Source organism: Caballeronia sp. LZ019 (assembly GCF_031450825.1).
In the GTDB taxonomy this organism is placed as follows: Bacteria; Pseudomonadota; Gammaproteobacteria; order Burkholderiales; family Burkholderiaceae; genus Caballeronia.
The window spans coordinates 386,760-402,126 of record NZ_JARTVZ010000001.1 but is presented as its reverse complement, the minus strand read 5'-3'; the positions used below and the strand labels follow the sequence as shown (position 1 = coordinate 402,126).

The window sequence follows — 15,367 nt, the reverse complement described above, 5'->3', positions numbered from 1 at the left end:
ATGGAACAGATGAAGCTGTGGTTCGAACTGCACATCCTGCAGGACCAATACATCAACGCGCTCGATAACGACAGGCTCGAAGCGTGGCCCGCGCTCTTCACGGAGGACTGCCTCTACGAGATCGTGCCGAAGGAGAACGCGGACATGGGCTTGCCCGTCGGGATTATCCACTGCACGAACCGGAAGATGCTGCGCGACCGCGTCGTGTCGCTGCGGCACGCGAATATCTTCGAGGAGCATAGCTACCGGCACATGACGTCGGGGCTCGCCGTGACGCGTGAAGAAGACGGCGTGATCGAGACCGAGAGCAACTACGTCGTGATTCAGACGCGCACCAACGGCGAGTCGAACGTCTATCAGGCGGGCAAGTATTTCGACAAGGTCGTGCGCACCGAAGACGGCCTGCGTTATCAGGCCAAGCGCGTGATCTACGACACATCGCGCGTGCAGACGCTGCTCGCGACGCCGATCTGAGGAGCCGACATGGACCAAGCGACGAATACCTGGCAAGCCATCGGCATGCTCGACGACTTCACCGCAGGCGAGCCGTCAGCGGTCGTCGCGGGCGACAAGCCGGTGGCGGTCTTTCGCATCGGCGATGAAGTCTTCGCGTTGCACGACCTCTGCACGCACGGACACGCGCGGCTGTCGGAAGGCTATGTCGAAGATGGCTGCGTGGAATGTCCCCTGCATCAGGGGCTTTTCGATATCCGCAGCGGCGCGCCGCGCTGCGCGCCCGTGACCGAAGCGGTGCGCAGCTATCCAATCCGCATCGTCGATGGACAGGTCGAGATTCATGTCGAGTAAGCCCTATGTGATCGTCGGCGCGGGACACGCCGCGCGCCGCGCAGCCGAAACGCTGCGTGCGCGCGATGCCGATGCGCACATCGTCATGATCGGCGATGAACGCGCGTTGCCCTATGACCGCCCCGAACTGTCGAAAGGCGCGTTGCTGTCGGAAGAAGGTGAGCGCCGCATCTTCATTCGCGATGCCGCCTGGTATGACGCACAACGTGTCGACATGCGGCTCGGCATGCGTGTCGATGCGATCGATCGCGCATCGCAAAGCGTCATGTTGAGCGATGGTTCGCGCATCGAGTACGAGCGTCTGCTGCTTGCTACAGGATCGCGCGTGCGGCCGTTTCCGGGCCACGTCGATGACGGCGTGAAGCTGCACTACGTCCGCACCGTCGACGATGCACGCGCGTTGCGCGCGGCGCTTTTGCCGGGCAAGCGCGTGGCGGTGCTGGGCGGCGGCTTCATCGGTCTCGAAGTGGCGGCGTCCGCGATCAAGGCCGGCTGCGCGGTCGTGCTCGTCGAGCCTGCTGAACGGCTGCTCGTGCGTTCGATGCCGCGCGAGGTCGCCGACTTCATCCACGCGCTGCATCGCGGCAAAGGCGTTGACATGCGGCTCGCTACGAAGCCGCTCGCCGTGAGACGCGGTGCGGGTCACGCGATCGTCGAGACGGATCGCGGCGATATCGAGGCGGACATCGTCGTGATCGGCATCGGTGTCGTGCCGAACGTGGAGCTTGCGCAGGCAGCGGGGCTTGCGGTGAGCAACGGCATCGTCGTCGATGAGCAATGCAGAACCGATGATTCCGCGATCTTCGCGGCAGGCGAGGTCACGATGCATTTCAACCCGCTGCTGCAGCGCCATGTGCGCGTGGAATCGTGGCAGGTCGCCGAGAACCAGCCGGTCGTCGCGGCCGCGAACATGCTCGGCGCACAAGAGCGTTACGCGGAGACGCCGTGGCTCTGGTCCGATCAGTACGAGTGCAACGTGCAGACGCTCGGCCTCTTCGATGCCGCGCATACGAGCGTGCTGCGCGGTGATCCGTCGTCGGGTTCCTTCTGCGTGCTCGCGTTGAACGATTCGGGCGCGTTGGCCGCCGTTGCCGCCGTCAATGCGGGCCGCGACATGGGCGCATGCAAGCGGCTGCTTGCAGCGGGCAAGCCACTCGGTATCGACGCGCTTCGCAACACCGCCGTGCCATTGCGCACGCTGCTTGCCGCATGAACAAAGGCCACGAAATGACTACAGCGATCATCGAACGTATCGAAACGCGTCTCGTCGATTTGCCGACGATACGCCCGCACAAGCTCTCCGTCGCGACGATGCACGGACAGACGCTCATGCTCGTCAGGGTGTTCTGCAGCGATGGAATCGTGGGCATCGGCGAAGGCGCGACCATCGCAGGCATGGCGTATGGACCCGAAAGCCCCGAATCGATGAAGCTCGCGGTCGATGCTTATCTCGCGCCTGCGTGCATCGGCCGCGACGCGACGCGCGTGCAGGCATTGATGGCGCATCTCGGCAAGCTCGTCAAGGTCAATCACTTCTCGAAGAGCGCGCTGGAGACGGCATTGCTCGATGCGCAAGGCAAGCGCCTGGGCGTGCCGGTCAGCGAACTGCTTGGCGGGCGCCGGCGCGATCGTCTGCCGGTTGCATGGACGCTCGCATCCGGCGATACGGCGCGCGATATTGCCGAAGCACACCGGATGCTCGAAGCACGCCGCCACAACATCTTCAAGCTGAAGATCGGCGCCAAGCCGATCAAAACCGATATCGAGCACGTTGCCGCGATCAAGCGCGAACTCGGTGATCGCGCGGCCGTGCGCGTCGATGTGAACATGGCGTGGAGCGAGACGCAGGCATCGTGGGCAATCCCCGCGCTGGCCGATGCGGGCTGCGAACTGGTCGAGCAACCGGTCGCATCGCCCGCGGCAATGGCGCGTCTCACGCGGCGTTTTACCGTCGCATTGATGGCCGATGAAATCCTGCAAGGGCCGGACAGCGCGTTCGAGATTGCGAAGAACGACGGCGCCGATGTGTTCGCGATCAAGATCGAGCAGAGCGGCGGACTTTTTGCGGCGCAGCGTGTCGCAGCCATAGCCGATGCCGCGGGCATCGAGCTATATGGCGGCACCATGCTCGAAGGCGCGTTCAGCACGGTCGCATCGGCGCATCTGTTTGCGAGCTTCGCGAACCTGCAGTGGGGCACCGAATTGTTCGGGCCATTGCTGATTACCGAAGAAATTCTGACGAAGCCTCTGGATTACAGTGACTTCGAACTGACGGTGCCGGACGGCCCCGGTCTCGGCATCGAACTTGATGAAGCCGTGGTCAAGCGGTTCACGCGCGATGGCCTGATGAAAGTCACCCGTTGAGAGGATATGAGCGATGTTGTTCCATGTACGAATGGATGTGAACATTCCCGTCGACATGCCTGCTGATGTCGCCAATGAAATCAAGGCACGAGAGAAGGCCTATTCGCAGGCGCTTCAGCACAGCGGCAAGTGGCGTCATATCTGGCGGCTTGCCGGAGAGTACGCGAATTACAGCATCTTCGATGTCGAAAGCAATGCGGAACTGCACGAGATTCTTATCGCGTTGCCGTTGTTTCCGTACATGAAGATATCGGTGACGCCGTTGTGTCGCCATCCGTCATCCATCAGGGACGACGACGGTTGAGCGGTAGAAAAATGAATTCCCACATACGAACGGAGACATGAATCATGAGCGTCAAAGTATTTCAAAGCGATGAAGTCCAGAACTTGTTGCAAGCGGCGGCGAACCTTGGCGGCGATCGAGGCAATGCGCGCACTAAGGAAATCACGCATCGCTTGCTAAGCGATCTGTTCAAGGCGATCGACGATCTCGACATGACGCCGGATGAAATTTGGGCGGGCGTGAACTATCTGAACCGGCTCGGCAAGGACGGTGAGGCAGCCTTGCTCGCGGCGGGCCTTGGCCTCGAGAAGCTCCTCGATATTCGCATGGATGCGGAAGATCGCGAGACGGAGATCAACGGCGGCACGCCGCGTACTATCGAAGGCCCGCTGTATGTCGCGGGTGCGGCGGTACGGGAAGGGGTATCGAAGATCGATCTCGATGCCGATGAAAACGCGGGTCCGCTCGTCATTCGCGGAACGGTCACGGGACCGGACGGCAAGCGGCTTGCGAATGCGGTTGTCGAATGCTGGCATGCCAATTCGAAGGGCTTTTATTCGCACTTCGATCCGACCGGCGCGCAAAGCGACTTCAATCTGCGCGGCGCGGTGCGAACGGATGCAGATGGCAAGTACGAGTTCCGCACGTTGATGCCTGTGGGTTACGGCTGTCCCCCGCAAGGAGCGACGCAGCACTTGCTCGACGTGCTCGGCCGGCATGGCAACCGTCCGGCGCATGTTCACTTCTTCGTGAGCGCGGACGGCTGCCGCAAGCTGACAACGCAGATCAACATCGAAGGCGATCCACTGATCTGGGATGACTTCGCCTACGCCACGCGTGAAGATCTCATTCCGCATGTTGTCGAGAAAAGCGGCGGCAACGCATTGGGCCTAAAGGCCGACGACTACAAGGAAATCGAATTCGACTTCAGGCTGACGCCGCTGGTGCAGGGCAAGGACAATCAGATCGTGCAGCGGGATCGCGCAGCGGTCGCTTGAAGAAGATCGATGTATCGAACAACCCCCGCCTCGCGCGGGGGTTCTGTCTTTGCAGCCTCAGAACTTGTGCCGGATGCCCAACTGCACGAAGGTTTGCCGATCCGACGATGATGCCGTCAACGCATTGAGCGTGGCGTGCGCGGGCCGTCCTGTCGAGTCCGTGCCGTCTGCAAACTGCGTGCTGCTGATGATATATACATCGGTGCGTTTCGAGAGGTAATAGTCGAGCGACAGCGACACGTTGTTATAGTGCGAGCTGCCGATGCTTCCCACGCCCGATCCGCGCGTATAGCTGTACACCAGTTCGCTCAGCAACGCAGGCGTCCAGTAATACGTGGCGTTGACCTCAGCAGTGTCGAATTTCGCGGTGCCGGAAAGTCGAAGCGGGTTCGAACCGGAGGACGTATCGCCGAGATTCTTGAACTGCACGTTGCTATAGACGAGCCCGATGGTCGCCGGGCCGATCGTATAGCGCCCGGCCGCAGCGATGGCCTGATACGTTCGCGCCGATGCATAGCCGCTATAAACAGGGCTTGCCGTCATGTTGTTCAGGTTCGTACCCGATACGTTGGTCGGCGTGGCTGTGAAGAACGACTGGTTCGGGTTGCGCACGTTCATGTACGCGACGCCCGCCGAGAAGTTGCCATAGTCGTAACCAATGCCCGTCGACCATATCCGGTTGCGCGAAAAGTCGCCGGCCTGTCCGCCGAATCCGTAGACGCCGCCGAACGTGAATCCGCCCAGACTTGGGCTCATGTACTTGATCGAGTTGTTGACGCGCTTGCTGTTGTTCAGGTTGTCGAGATCGCCCGGATGCGCGGTGGTGCCGCCGCCGTAATTCGAAGAATTCATGCGTGTTTCGACGAATGTGACGAGCGAGTCGTATTGACGTCCGAGCGTGACCGTACCGTACGCGTTGCTGGAAAGGCCGAGCCACGCTTGCCGTCCGAACTGCGCGCCGCCCTGCAGCGATCTGCCGTTGCCGGCATCAAAGCCGTTCTCGAGCTGGAAGATAGCCGCAAGACCACCGCCCAGGTCTTCATTGGCCTTGAAGCCCCAGCGCGAGCCCTGCATGATGCCGCTCGATCCGCCGATCACGCGGCCGCCGCCGCTGTTACTCTGATAGTTGACACCGTAGTCGATGAGACCGTACAACGTGACGGACGCGGCATGAGCCTGCCCGATACCGCATGCAGCGAGAAACGCAGCGCAGGAGATCGCTTTTCTGTTCATTGGCATAACGAATGATGAGTGATTGTGGGTCTTCGCAAGCTCGAACGGAATGCATGTCGATTCCGTCACGTAACAGTACCGAGCCTTATTCGTTCGCGTATTCGCAATCTATCAATACGGGTTTGCAGGAACCGCAAGGCTCGTGCTGTGTTGGTGCGTCGATAAAAAAAAAGCGCGCTGCCCGATGGACAGCGCGCTTTGTACGATCGGCTTCGATGATCGCTTCAGACCGGCTTGCCTTCGCTCGATTCCCAATTGCGCATTAGCGTATTGGTCGGCAGTGTTTCATCGATCATCTTCTTGGCTGTCTGAATGCCGGCGACGGGAAGGCCGGTCGGATCGAGCACGCCAATCTGCACGAGCACGGAAGCCTGATCCCAGTAGATGTGCTCGTTGTAGAGCTTGTCGCCGCGAAAGCAGACGACCGCGAGCATCGGCACCTCGAAGTACCTGCCCGTAGGTTCCAGTCCCGGCAAGAGCCAGTCGATCTCGCGATCATGCGTGGCGCAAAACACGAATTCATCGACGATGCGGTCCGCGCCGATCGTGCGCGAGACCGGAATGAGCTTCGTGTCCTCGGGATTCGCAGCAACGAAGTGATATTTGTAGAACCGCTTCAACTGATCGTGACCGACGCCGCCAGTCATCGTCGGGACGTGGTTGACGTAGGGCTCGGCGACCATCGTCGGCATGATCGCATCGACGTCTCGCGTGGCGAATTCGTAATAGCAGTGGCGTTCCCACAGCGCGTTCAGATCGTGAATCGGACCGAGCACGTTGCGCAGCAGCGCGACCGTGCGCGAGTACGCCATGGTAGCGGCAGGCTTGTCGTAATGGGGCCGCTCGGGCGTGGCGAACGCATGATCGCAGTCCGGATACACGTGGGCCGCGATGCGCGGATTGGCTGCAAACGCTTGCTGCAGACGCTCGCGTGTTTCCGGCGGGCAGAATGCGTCGTTGCCCGCGAAGTGAAAAAGCATCGGACAGCGAATATTCGGTATCTCGTCGAGATACGCATCGAGTCCGACGCCGTAATAACTCGTCGCGCAATCTAACTCCAGACGTGCGGCCGCAAGCATCGCAAGCTTGCCGCCGAGGCAATAGCCGATCGCGCCGACCTTGCCCGACTGCATCGGCAATGCGCGCAATGCGGCGATGGTCGAGCCGATATCTGCGATGGCGAGATCGATGTCGAGCCGCTCGTTATGGCCTAGTGCCTCGTTGAAATCCGCTTCGCTGTAGCCGAGTTCGACGCCCGGCTTCATTCGCCAGAACAGATCGGGAACGAGCACGACGTACCCCTCTTCAGCGAAGCGGTCGGCCATGGCGCGCATATAGCCGTTGATGCCGAAAATTTCCTGCAGCAGCACGAGGCCCGGCCCCGAGCCCTGCGCAGGCACGGCCTGATAAGCGCGAAAGCGCTGGCCATCATTACTGTCGATGTCGATGTCGATGTCGATGTAGGAACCCAATGTCGTCTCCGTCGATGAACGCGGCTAAAAAGTGGAATGAAGCTGGGCCTGTGTCGCGGCGCGATCCGTGGCGAGACCCGCAGCAAGCTGCTGCGCCATCGCGCCAATAAGGATTTCGCTCGCGCTGCCCGAGAGCGCGTCGAGCGCGGCATCGGCAACTTCGGCCGGGGAGAGTTTGGGGCCAGCGAAATCGCGGCTCATGTCCGTATCGATCGCGCCGGGAAGCGCCGCGATGACGCGCACGCGAAGAGGCGCGAGTTCGGCGCGCAGCGATTCGCTCAGGCGCAGCGCCGCTGCCTTCGATGCGCACAACGAGCCCATCGCGGGAAGCGCCGTGCGCGCGAGAATCGAGAGCACGTTGATGATCGCGCCTTCGTTTGTCTTCAGGGCAGGCGCAAATGAGCGGGCCATGCGAAGTATGCCGAAGTAATTGACTTCGAGTTCGGCGCGTGCATGGTTGATCGCATCGTCGGCAAAGAACCCCGATTGCCGATTGACGCCGGCGTTGTTGATGAGCAGATTCGTATCCGCGGCGAGGCTCGCGGCGCACGCGACGCTGGCGTCGTCAGTCACATCGAGTGCGATGGGAATAACGCGGGTATCGTGGATCGCAGTATCGCCCGTACGCGACGCGGCGTACACCTTGCCCGCGCCGCGTGCGAGCAGGCGCGCGACGAATTGCGCGCCGAGTCCGCGATTGGCGCCCGATACAAAAGCGACGGTCGTGTGATCGATCATGGACATTGTCATTTCGATAAGCTCAGGCTAGCGAGAAATCCGCAGGCAAGGTCACTTCGAGTAGTTCGAGGTCGGCGCTGCAGTTATCGAACGCATAGCGGAGCTGGCCCGGAATCGCGATGCTGTCGTCTGCTTCCAGATGCCATTGCCGATCGTTTGCGCTCACGTCCACGCTACCCGCGAGCACGAAGAAGAAGCAGAACTCGGTGTCGTGCATGCGCGCAGCTTGCTGGCCGGCGCTCGCCGGACGCACCACGCGCACGCCTGCAAGACCCTTCGTCGCGTGGCCGATGCCCGTATCGGTCGCGATGAAGCCTGGCGATTTCCAAGGCGTCCACGTCGCCTGCTTCGCGACATGGCGCACGAAGCTCTGACCGTTGAAATCGTGATCTGCATCGTAAAGCGTGTTCGGCAGGCGCATGTCGTGATCGGCCATCGTGATGTGCTCGGCGGGGCTGCCGAGTTCGATCACTTCGGCGCCCGCCGAGCTTTCCAGCACGCGATGACGAATCTCCGGCGGCTGCAATACGCAATCGCCCGCTTCCAGCAGAAAGGGCTCGCCCTGTCCTTCGTATGCAAGACGCACCCAGCCTTTGCGGCAAAAAATGGCCTGAAAGCGGATCTTGTGAAAGTGCACGTAATCGGGCACCGGGCCGCCATCGAGGATACGGATATGCGATGCGATGAACGCACCGCCATGACGCTCGGGCAGCAGATCGCGATAACGCATGCCCGCGCGGCCAATGCTCCAGTGCGCGGCATCGCCCGCATGGGAAAGCACGAGTTGCTGGCGCGTCTTAGGCAGATGCATCGGCGGATTGGCGTGCACGAGCCGCACGGTCACGCCGTTGGGCGCGACGAGTTCGCGCGTTTCGCCGGGCGTTTGAGAGGGATCGTCGCAGAGCACCTGCAGCGTTTGCAGGCCGTCTTTCACGTCCAGGCCGAGGCGGATTTTGAAGGTGCCGCGCGAAAGAATCGCGGTGCGCGGACCGTCGGCGGGGAAGATCGCGTCGAGACGAAAGCCGAGGCGCGCGATGAAGAACTGCATCGTCGCGGGAAGGTCCGTGCATTTCATCGGAACGATGAAGCCTTGCACGCCTTCGATCGCGGCGTCAGCGAGAATGGATGCGGTTACGGTCGAGTTCATGAGGAGTCGCTTGAATGATGAAGTTGGACAGCGGCGCGTGATACACGGCGCCTGCCGGCGGGCCTGTCAGCACACAAGCAATTCCGATGCGTCGCGGTGAACGCGAACGGACCATCGTGGTCTTCATGCCGGAAGGCATTGCGCGAGCCGGTCGATACCGTCGCGCGTCGTGCACACGCCCGGCGAGAAGCGCAGCGTGCGGCCTCTTGAATCGACGAACACGCCTGCTTCCTTCAGTTGCACGACGAGCTTTGCGGCGTCGAGATGCGCGGGCGCTTCGGCCATGATGCTGCCACCGCGCTCGTCGTCGTTGCGCGGAGAGAGCAGGCGATAGCCTTTGTCGTCGACCATCGCGATGAGTTCATGCCCGAGCGACAGATTGTGTGCGCGAACGCTTCCCGGAGGCTGCGCGCGCAGCCACGTCATGCCGGGCTGCGATGCGACGAAGGGCAGCACCGAAGGCGTTCCCGTATCGAACCGGCGCGCGTCGCTTGCGTACGAAAACGAATCGATGTCCCAGTTGAAAGGGTCTTCCTGACTGAACCATCCGCGCACGGCCGGGCTTGCGTTCCCTTGCAACGCTTTCGGCGCGATATAGCCGAGGCCGGTGCCCGGCGCGCCGCATAGCCATTTGAGCGTCGAACCGCATACGAAGTCGAAGGGCGTATCGTTCAGATCGAGCGGCAGGATGCCGATGCCTTGCGTCACGTCGAGCGCAACGAGACTGCCACGGCGTCGTGCGTGCTCGCATATCGCAGTGAGATTCACGCGCTTCGACGTCAGCGACGATACCCACGTGACCAATGCGAGCGCGACGTCGTCGGTCCATGCTTCGATGAAGTCTTCGTCGCGCACGTAGGTTTCGCCCTCGCGCACGCGCACGGTGCGCAGTTCGAAGCCGCGTCGCTGCGCGAGACCCGACAGCAGGAAGTGCAGGCTCGGGAAACAATCGGCGGCGACGAGCACGGTGCGATTCTTCAGCGTCGCATCGGCGAGGCCGTCGAGATAGCGCGCGAAGGCATCGGTGACGTTCTGCGCGCCGAACACGTCAGCATCGCTCGCGCCGATGAGCGAGGCCCAGTCGCCGAGCAGGCGGGCGCGCGCGGCGAGGGCGGCGTCCCAGCGCGTATCGTCGGCGGCGCACCATGTGTCGGCGAAAGAAGCGAGCGCATCGCGCATGGCCTCACGATGGCCCGGATAGACGCCGACCGAGTGATACATGAGCCAGCCGCCGAAGTCGCCGGTCTGATTGCGAGGATCCTGATTCATGGTCATCGTTTAAATATGCTTCACGAGCTTGAAGTGATAGACCGCTATGCAAGCGAGGCTCAGCACGGCGCACGCCATCAGATAGAACGCCGGGGAGAGGGGATTGTGCGTCGCGCCGATCATCGCGGTGACGAGCCAGGGCGTGAAGCCGCCGAAAAGCATCACGCCGATGTTGTAGCTGAAGCCGAGGCCGGTGCTGCGAACCGAAGTGGGGAACAGCGATGAGAGCACAGCGGCAAGCGGGCCGAAGTAGATCGCTTTCAGTGCGCCGGCGAGCACCATGATCGCCATGAGCACGGCAAACGACGGACTCGACAGCAGCCACGCGAAGCACGGATAGATCGTCACGAACGTCACCATCGCGGAGACCACCATCATCCGGCTGCGGCCATAACGATCCGCGAGATGGCCCATCAGCGGCGTGAACAGCATGAGGATGGTCCCCGTGACGACCGTCGCGGCGAAGCCCGTCGATGCCGGCAAGTGCAGTTGCTTCACCGCATACGTCGGCATATAGAGGATCATCAGATAGCTCGCCGCTGTGGACACCGCCATGATGCCCGCCGCCAGAAAGATGCGGCCCTTGTGATGCGCGATCAGGTCGCGAATGGGTGCGGCGTTCTGCGTGTGTTGCGATGAGGCGGGCAGCGTGTCGTCGATATGCTTGCGGATATAAAGCCCCACGGGCGCCACGAGCAGACCGAAAACGAACGGCGTACGCCATCCCCACGATTCGATCTGATCGGGCGAAAGCATCGTGCTCAATGCAAGCCCGGCGAATGACGCAAGCACGGTGCTCATGCCCTGACTCGAGAACTGCCAGCTTGCGAGAAACGCCTTGCGCTTGCTCTTCTGCTCGATCATCAACGCGGTGCCGCTGCCGAACTCGCCGCCTGTCGAAAACGAGATCAGAATGCGCGCGGTCATCAGGCCGATGGGCGCGGCCACGCCGATTGCCGCATACGTCGGGATCAATGCGCAGATGAGCGTGCCGACGGTGGTGAGCGCGAGCGAGACCAGCAACGCGGCCTTGCGCCCGCGCCGGTCGCCATAACGTCCGAGAACCAGCGCGCCGAGCGGGCGAAACACATACGAGAGGCCGAAGGTGCCGAAGGTCATCAATAGCGACACGGTCTCGTCGTGCGCGGGAAAGAAGAGCTTTGAAAGCGTGACCGCGAAAAAGCCGTATGCGGCGAAATCGAACCACTCCAGCGCATTGCCGATACTCGTCGCCACGATCAGCCGGCGCAACGGTTTCGCGCTTTGCGGCCGCGAGCGATCCTCGATGACAGTGGAATCCATGGTGTGCGTTCCGAAGTTTCGTTGTGGAGTTAGCGCGCGGCAGGGACGTCGGACTCGCCGAGGTCCCAAAACACGCCGGTCATCAATTGCAGCGCTTCGCGCATCACGGGTGCGAGCACGTGTTCATCGGGCGCATGCTGACGGCAGCCGGGATACGAGTGCGGAATCCAGATGGTCGCGAGATTCAGCGTGTCGGCGAAGCATTCGTTGGGAATGGTGCCGCCGAGATTCGGCAAGAGCGTCACGGGTTTTCCCGTCGATGCCTCGATCGACCGCTCGGTGAACGCGACCCACGGATCGTTCGGATCCAGGCGCGTCGCGGCGCCCGATGCTTCTATCGACACTTCGATGCCGTTGAAACCTTCGCGCGCCAGATGTTGCTCGATGAGCTCTTTCGCCCGCAGCCATTCCGTGCCGACGACGAAGCGTAGCTGGCATACCGCTTCGGCCGCACGCGGGATCGCACTGACGGGGTTCGTCACATTGCCCGCATTCATCGCGAGCACTTCGAGCGTGTTCCAAGCGAACACGCGCTCGGCGGGCGTGAGTCCGGGCTCACCCCAGTTCGACGACAACGCCGGATCGCCTTCGTCCGCGCCCACTTCGAGTTGTGCGACGCGCGCGCGCACTTGCGGCGGAATCGGTGGCGGCAAGAGCCCGTTGATGCGGATGCGGCCGTTGCCATCGACGAGACTTGCGAGCGCGTTGGCAAGCACGGTTGCGGGATTCGCGAGCACGCCGCCCCAGTTGCCCGAGTGACGCGCGCCGGCGGGGTTGTTCACGCGCAAGCGAAAATGCAGTGCGCCGCGGGAGCCGAGGAAGATCGTCGGCGCTGGAGCGCGCTGGCGCGGCCCATCCGATGCGATCAACAGGTCAGCCGACAGGCGCTCGCGCATGTTTTCGCACATCGCATTGAGGCCAGGCGAGCCGACTTCCTCGCCCATTTCGAAGATGATCTTCGCGTTGAAGCCAAGTTCGCCGCGCTCGGCAAAGACAGCCGCGAGCGCGGCGAGATTGATCGAGTGTTGCGCCTTGTTGTCCGCGATGCCGCGTCCATACCAGCGATCGCCCTCAACTCGCACTTGCCATGGCGAACGATCGTTCGTCCAGTTCCGTGCATCGCCATCGATCACGTCGCCGTGTCCATAGAGCAGCACGGTCGGGCGGTCCGGCGACTCGATGCGTTCGCCCAAGAGAAATGGCGGCATGCCCGCCACGGGGTTATCGACGATCTCGCATACGAAGCCGAGCTTTGCGAGCGAACTTTCGACTTCTTCGGTGAGGTAACGGCGCAGAAGCGGCGCTGCGTCGGCGCGCTGGCTTTCTGTTGCGAGCGCCACGCGGCGGCTCAGCGTGGCTAAGAAATCGCCGCTGTCGAAGTGCGAACGGGCGAGGGCGAGGGCGCTTTGTCGGGACATGTCGTGAGGTGTGTGGGTCATCCTGGATTCAGGTTAGCCCTATCGAAGTATTTGTGTATTCGCAATCAAACAAGGTACATTTGCGTTTTACTCAAACCTCTGTCATTGCCGGTACTCTGTCATGCGCAAGCTGCTTGAGCCGTCGCTTTACTATTTTTCGGTGGTGGCGCAGGCTGGTTCACTGAGCGCCGCGACCGAGAAGCTTGGTCTGACTGTGTCGGCTTTGAGCCGTCATATCGCAAAGCTGGAGGGCGATCTCGGCGTTTCTTTATTCGAGCGCCATGCGCGCGGCATGGTTTTATCGCATGCGGGAAGGCTTTTGCTGCGTCATGCGCAGCGCACGTTAGCCGATGCGGAAGCGGTATTCGAAGAGATTCAGGGCGAAGAGCGGCGGCGGGCACGCACGTTGACTATCGCCTGCACCGAAGGCTTTGCGTTCGATTTCTTGCCCGTGTCACTGGCTGCGTTCTGCGCAAATCATGCCGATGTGGCGATTCAACTCGAAGTGGTGCAATCCGATCGCGCGAGCCAGATGCTACTGTCGGGGGAGGCATCAATTGCGCTGGCGTTCAGCTTCAAACCGGAGGCCGGTGTGGTGGTGGAGTTCACGCAGCGCGCGCCGGTAATGGCGCTGATGCATCGCGCGCATCCACTCGCCCGGCGCTCGAAGATCGCTCTTAGGGATCTGACTGCCTTTCCCGTGCTGCTGCAGGACAAAGGGACAACCAATCGTCAGTTATTCGATATCGCGTGCGATGTCGAAGGCATAGAGATATTGCCGATGATGACGAGTCGCTATGTTGCAGCCCTATACCGCTTTGCGCAGGCGATCCCGGAGGCGATCATGCCGTCCGGGTATGTGTCGGTTGCCAAGCGACTCGCTGGCGACGAATTGACCGCAATTGCGTTCGATAATCCCTTGCTCACGCAGCGGCGATTGCAGGTGATGTCGCTTGCCGGAAGACAGCTCGATCCGCTGGCCGAAGAATGTCTGCAGTGGATCATTGCGGATTTGAAGCGGACCTCTTCTGAACTGCGCGGCCGATGAGCTGCGTGCGGGCGGGAGAAGTCGGCATGGAGTCGCACGGTGAGGCGCTGGCCGATCGGCAACTTCTCTAACGAATTGCTGTAAATCGACTGTTAGACATGGTCATTAGTCGGCCCGAAATATCGCGTGCGTTGAAAGGGCCTCAACGAAAGCCATTGCTTCGTTGTACATGCTCGACCCAGGGTTTCTGGTGTAGCTGATTCGTAACGGCGAGCGCGCACGACATGCAGTCCACCGCCTTTCGCGTTGAAGCTGCCTTCCAACTGGAAAACTGCTTCGTGGTCGTAACCGAGGTCTTATGCGCTTTTCAAACCCCACAAGCTCGAACCCCAATCCGCGCTGTCCGCACGGAAACGATGGATAGATCCGGTCGCGACGCCGGTGGTCGAAGGGTAGTGGTCGAAAACCGGCTAACGGATTGCTCATCTGTGAGCAATGACTCACCGACCAGCGGTGCAATCCTACTTGCTAACGTGCGCCGACGCAGGGATGGCGACGCACGCGATCATCGAAGTTTCATGTGCCTGATGACCGTCCCTTGTGGCTGCTGTGAAACCAGGAGCCCCCAAACCGCCGCAACCCCATGATGACGAGCCACTGCCCGGCAATATATAGAGCCGATTAAAGCTCATACAGATGTGTCATATAAAGACATCCTAAATAAATGTATGACGACCGCTCATTCGGGTCGTTGCGTGGGTCAGCTCTGTTGCGTGGCGTGCGCGAGCAGCGAAAGCGCGCCTTCGATCGCTTGCCGGGCGAGCGACTCATCCTGATACGACCGGGCGAGAATGGCCCCGCCCTGAATCAGAGCAAGAAGTGTGAGGGCGAGCTTCTCGGGATCGACGCGCTGCGGCAGTGTTCCTTCGGCCTTCGCCTGAGATAGCTTGTCGGTCAGGTTCCGTCGGATGGTGTCGAAGAACGCGGTGACGGGCCGGCGCAGTTCGTCATGTTCGATGGAAGCCTCGTTGACCAGACGCCCGAACCTGCATCCGCGAACGCTGTCCCGTTCGAGACGAAGATAGCGTTTCACGGTGTCGAGAGGAGGGGCATCAACGGCGAAGAACTCGTCGATTCTGGCGATGTCCTTCTGCGCGATCTCGCTCATCGCTTCGCCGGCAAGCGCGAGCTTCGACGGAAAGTGATGGTAGAGACTGCCGGGCCTGGCAGCGCTACGCTCCTGAATATCGCGTGGCGACATCGCTTCAAATCCGACTTCCCAGAGGAGATCTTTTGTCGCTTCAAGCAACTGCTCACGCTTCGACGGCTTTGACATCACGAATCTTCC

15 protein-coding genes and 2 pseudogenes are annotated in these 15,367 nt (G+C 61.4%); 7 read left to right on the top strand and 10 right to left on the bottom strand.

The window, feature by feature from the left end:
- The 6 genes from andAd to catA are packed head-to-tail and all read left to right on the top strand — an operon-like array spanning position 1 to position 4,452.
- Positions 1–474: an anthranilate 1,2-dioxygenase small subunit AndAd gene (gene andAd, locus P9255_RS01740; protein ID WP_309768571.1), complete on the top strand. Its 474-nt coding sequence runs from the start codon at positions 1–3 to the stop codon at positions 472–474.
- Positions 475–483: 9 nt separating this feature from the next.
- Entirely contained in the window at positions 484–807 is a 324-nt protein-coding gene (andAb, locus tag P9255_RS01735; RefSeq protein ID WP_309768570.1) for an anthranilate 1,2-dioxygenase ferredoxin subunit AndAb, read from the top strand.
- A complete protein-coding gene (gene andAa / locus P9255_RS01730) occupies positions 797–2,020 on the top strand; it encodes an anthranilate 1,2-dioxygenase system ferredoxin--NAD(+) reductase (protein WP_309768569.1) in 1,224 nt (407 codons plus the stop codon). The genes andAb and andAa overlap by 11 nt, the downstream gene beginning before the upstream one ends.
- Positions 2,021–2,034: 14 nt before the next feature.
- Positions 2,035–3,171 (top strand): muconate/chloromuconate family cycloisomerase, encoded by a 1,137-nt coding sequence (locus P9255_RS01725; RefSeq protein ID WP_309768568.1) that lies wholly within the window; start codon positions 2,035–2,037, stop codon positions 3,169–3,171.
- Positions 3,172–3,184: 13 nt separating this feature from the next.
- The gene (gene catC, locus P9255_RS01720) at positions 3,185–3,475 is read left to right on the top strand and encodes a muconolactone Delta-isomerase (protein WP_309768567.1); all 291 of its coding nucleotides are present in this window, start codon (positions 3,185–3,187) and stop codon (positions 3,473–3,475) included.
- Between the two features lie 44 nt (positions 3,476–3,519).
- The gene (gene catA, locus P9255_RS01715; protein ID WP_309768566.1) at positions 3,520–4,452 is read left to right on the top strand and encodes a catechol 1,2-dioxygenase; all 933 of its coding nucleotides are present in this window, start codon (positions 3,520–3,522) and stop codon (positions 4,450–4,452) included.
- Positions 4,453–4,509: 57 nt separating this feature from the next.
- On the opposite strand, the gene P9255_RS01710 is transcribed toward catA, so the two are convergent.
- The 7 genes from P9255_RS01710 to P9255_RS01680 all read right to left on the bottom strand — a co-directional run bounded on the left by P9255_RS01710 (position 4,510) and on the right by P9255_RS01680 (position 13,031).
- Entirely contained in the window at positions 4,510–5,691 is a 1,182-nt protein-coding gene (locus P9255_RS01710; RefSeq protein ID WP_309768565.1) for a porin, read from the bottom strand.
- Between the two features lie 218 nt (positions 5,692–5,909).
- Complete coding sequence (locus P9255_RS01705; RefSeq protein WP_404980241.1) at positions 5,910–7,145, bottom strand: dienelactone hydrolase family protein; 1,236 nt, start codon at positions 7,143–7,145, stop codon at positions 5,910–5,912.
- A gap of 36 nt (positions 7,146–7,181) precedes the next feature.
- Positions 7,182–7,901 carry an SDR family NAD(P)-dependent oxidoreductase gene (locus P9255_RS01700; protein WP_309768562.1) on the bottom strand — a complete coding sequence of 240 codons (720 nt, stop codon included), beginning with the start codon at positions 7,899–7,901 and terminating at the stop codon, positions 7,182–7,184.
- A gap of 16 nt (positions 7,902–7,917) precedes the next feature.
- On the bottom strand, positions 7,918–9,042 hold the full coding sequence (locus P9255_RS01695; RefSeq protein ID WP_309768561.1) for a cupin domain-containing protein: 1,125 nt from the start codon (positions 9,040–9,042) through the stop codon (positions 7,918–7,920).
- A 123-nt stretch (positions 9,043–9,165) separates the two neighbouring features.
- A complete protein-coding gene (locus P9255_RS01690) occupies positions 9,166–10,311 on the bottom strand; it encodes an aminotransferase class V-fold PLP-dependent enzyme (RefSeq protein ID WP_309768560.1) in 1,146 nt (381 codons plus the stop codon).
- A gap of 9 nt (positions 10,312–10,320) precedes the next feature.
- Entirely contained in the window at positions 10,321–11,613 is a 1,293-nt protein-coding gene (locus tag P9255_RS01685; RefSeq protein WP_309768559.1) for an MFS transporter, read from the bottom strand.
- A 29-nt stretch (positions 11,614–11,642) separates the two neighbouring features.
- On the bottom strand, positions 11,643–13,031 hold the full coding sequence (locus P9255_RS01680) for a M20 family metallopeptidase (RefSeq protein WP_309768926.1): 1,389 nt from the start codon (positions 13,029–13,031) through the stop codon (positions 11,643–11,645).
- Positions 13,032–13,152: 121 nt separating this feature from the next.
- Between P9255_RS01680 and P9255_RS01675 the strand changes: the two genes are divergently transcribed.
- A complete protein-coding gene (locus tag P9255_RS01675) occupies positions 13,153–14,079 on the top strand; it encodes a LysR family transcriptional regulator (RefSeq protein ID WP_309768558.1) in 927 nt (308 codons plus the stop codon).
- A gap of 227 nt (positions 14,080–14,306) precedes the next feature.
- Here the strand turns inward: P9255_RS01675 and P9255_RS27245 are convergent.
- The 3 genes and pseudogenes from P9255_RS27245 to P9255_RS27240 form a co-directional block, all read right to left on the bottom strand.
- A pseudogene (locus P9255_RS27245) lies at positions 14,307–14,459 on the bottom strand (porin); the annotation flags it as partial.
- A 320-nt stretch (positions 14,460–14,779) separates the two neighbouring features.
- A complete protein-coding gene (locus P9255_RS01670; protein WP_309789073.1) occupies positions 14,780–15,187 on the bottom strand; it encodes a TetR family transcriptional regulator C-terminal domain-containing protein in 408 nt (135 codons plus the stop codon).
- Between the two features lie 15 nt (positions 15,188–15,202).
- Positions 15,203–15,355: pseudogene (locus tag P9255_RS27240) on the bottom strand (TetR/AcrR family transcriptional regulator); the annotation flags it as partial.
- Between the last annotated feature and the right edge of the window lie 12 nt (positions 15,356–15,367).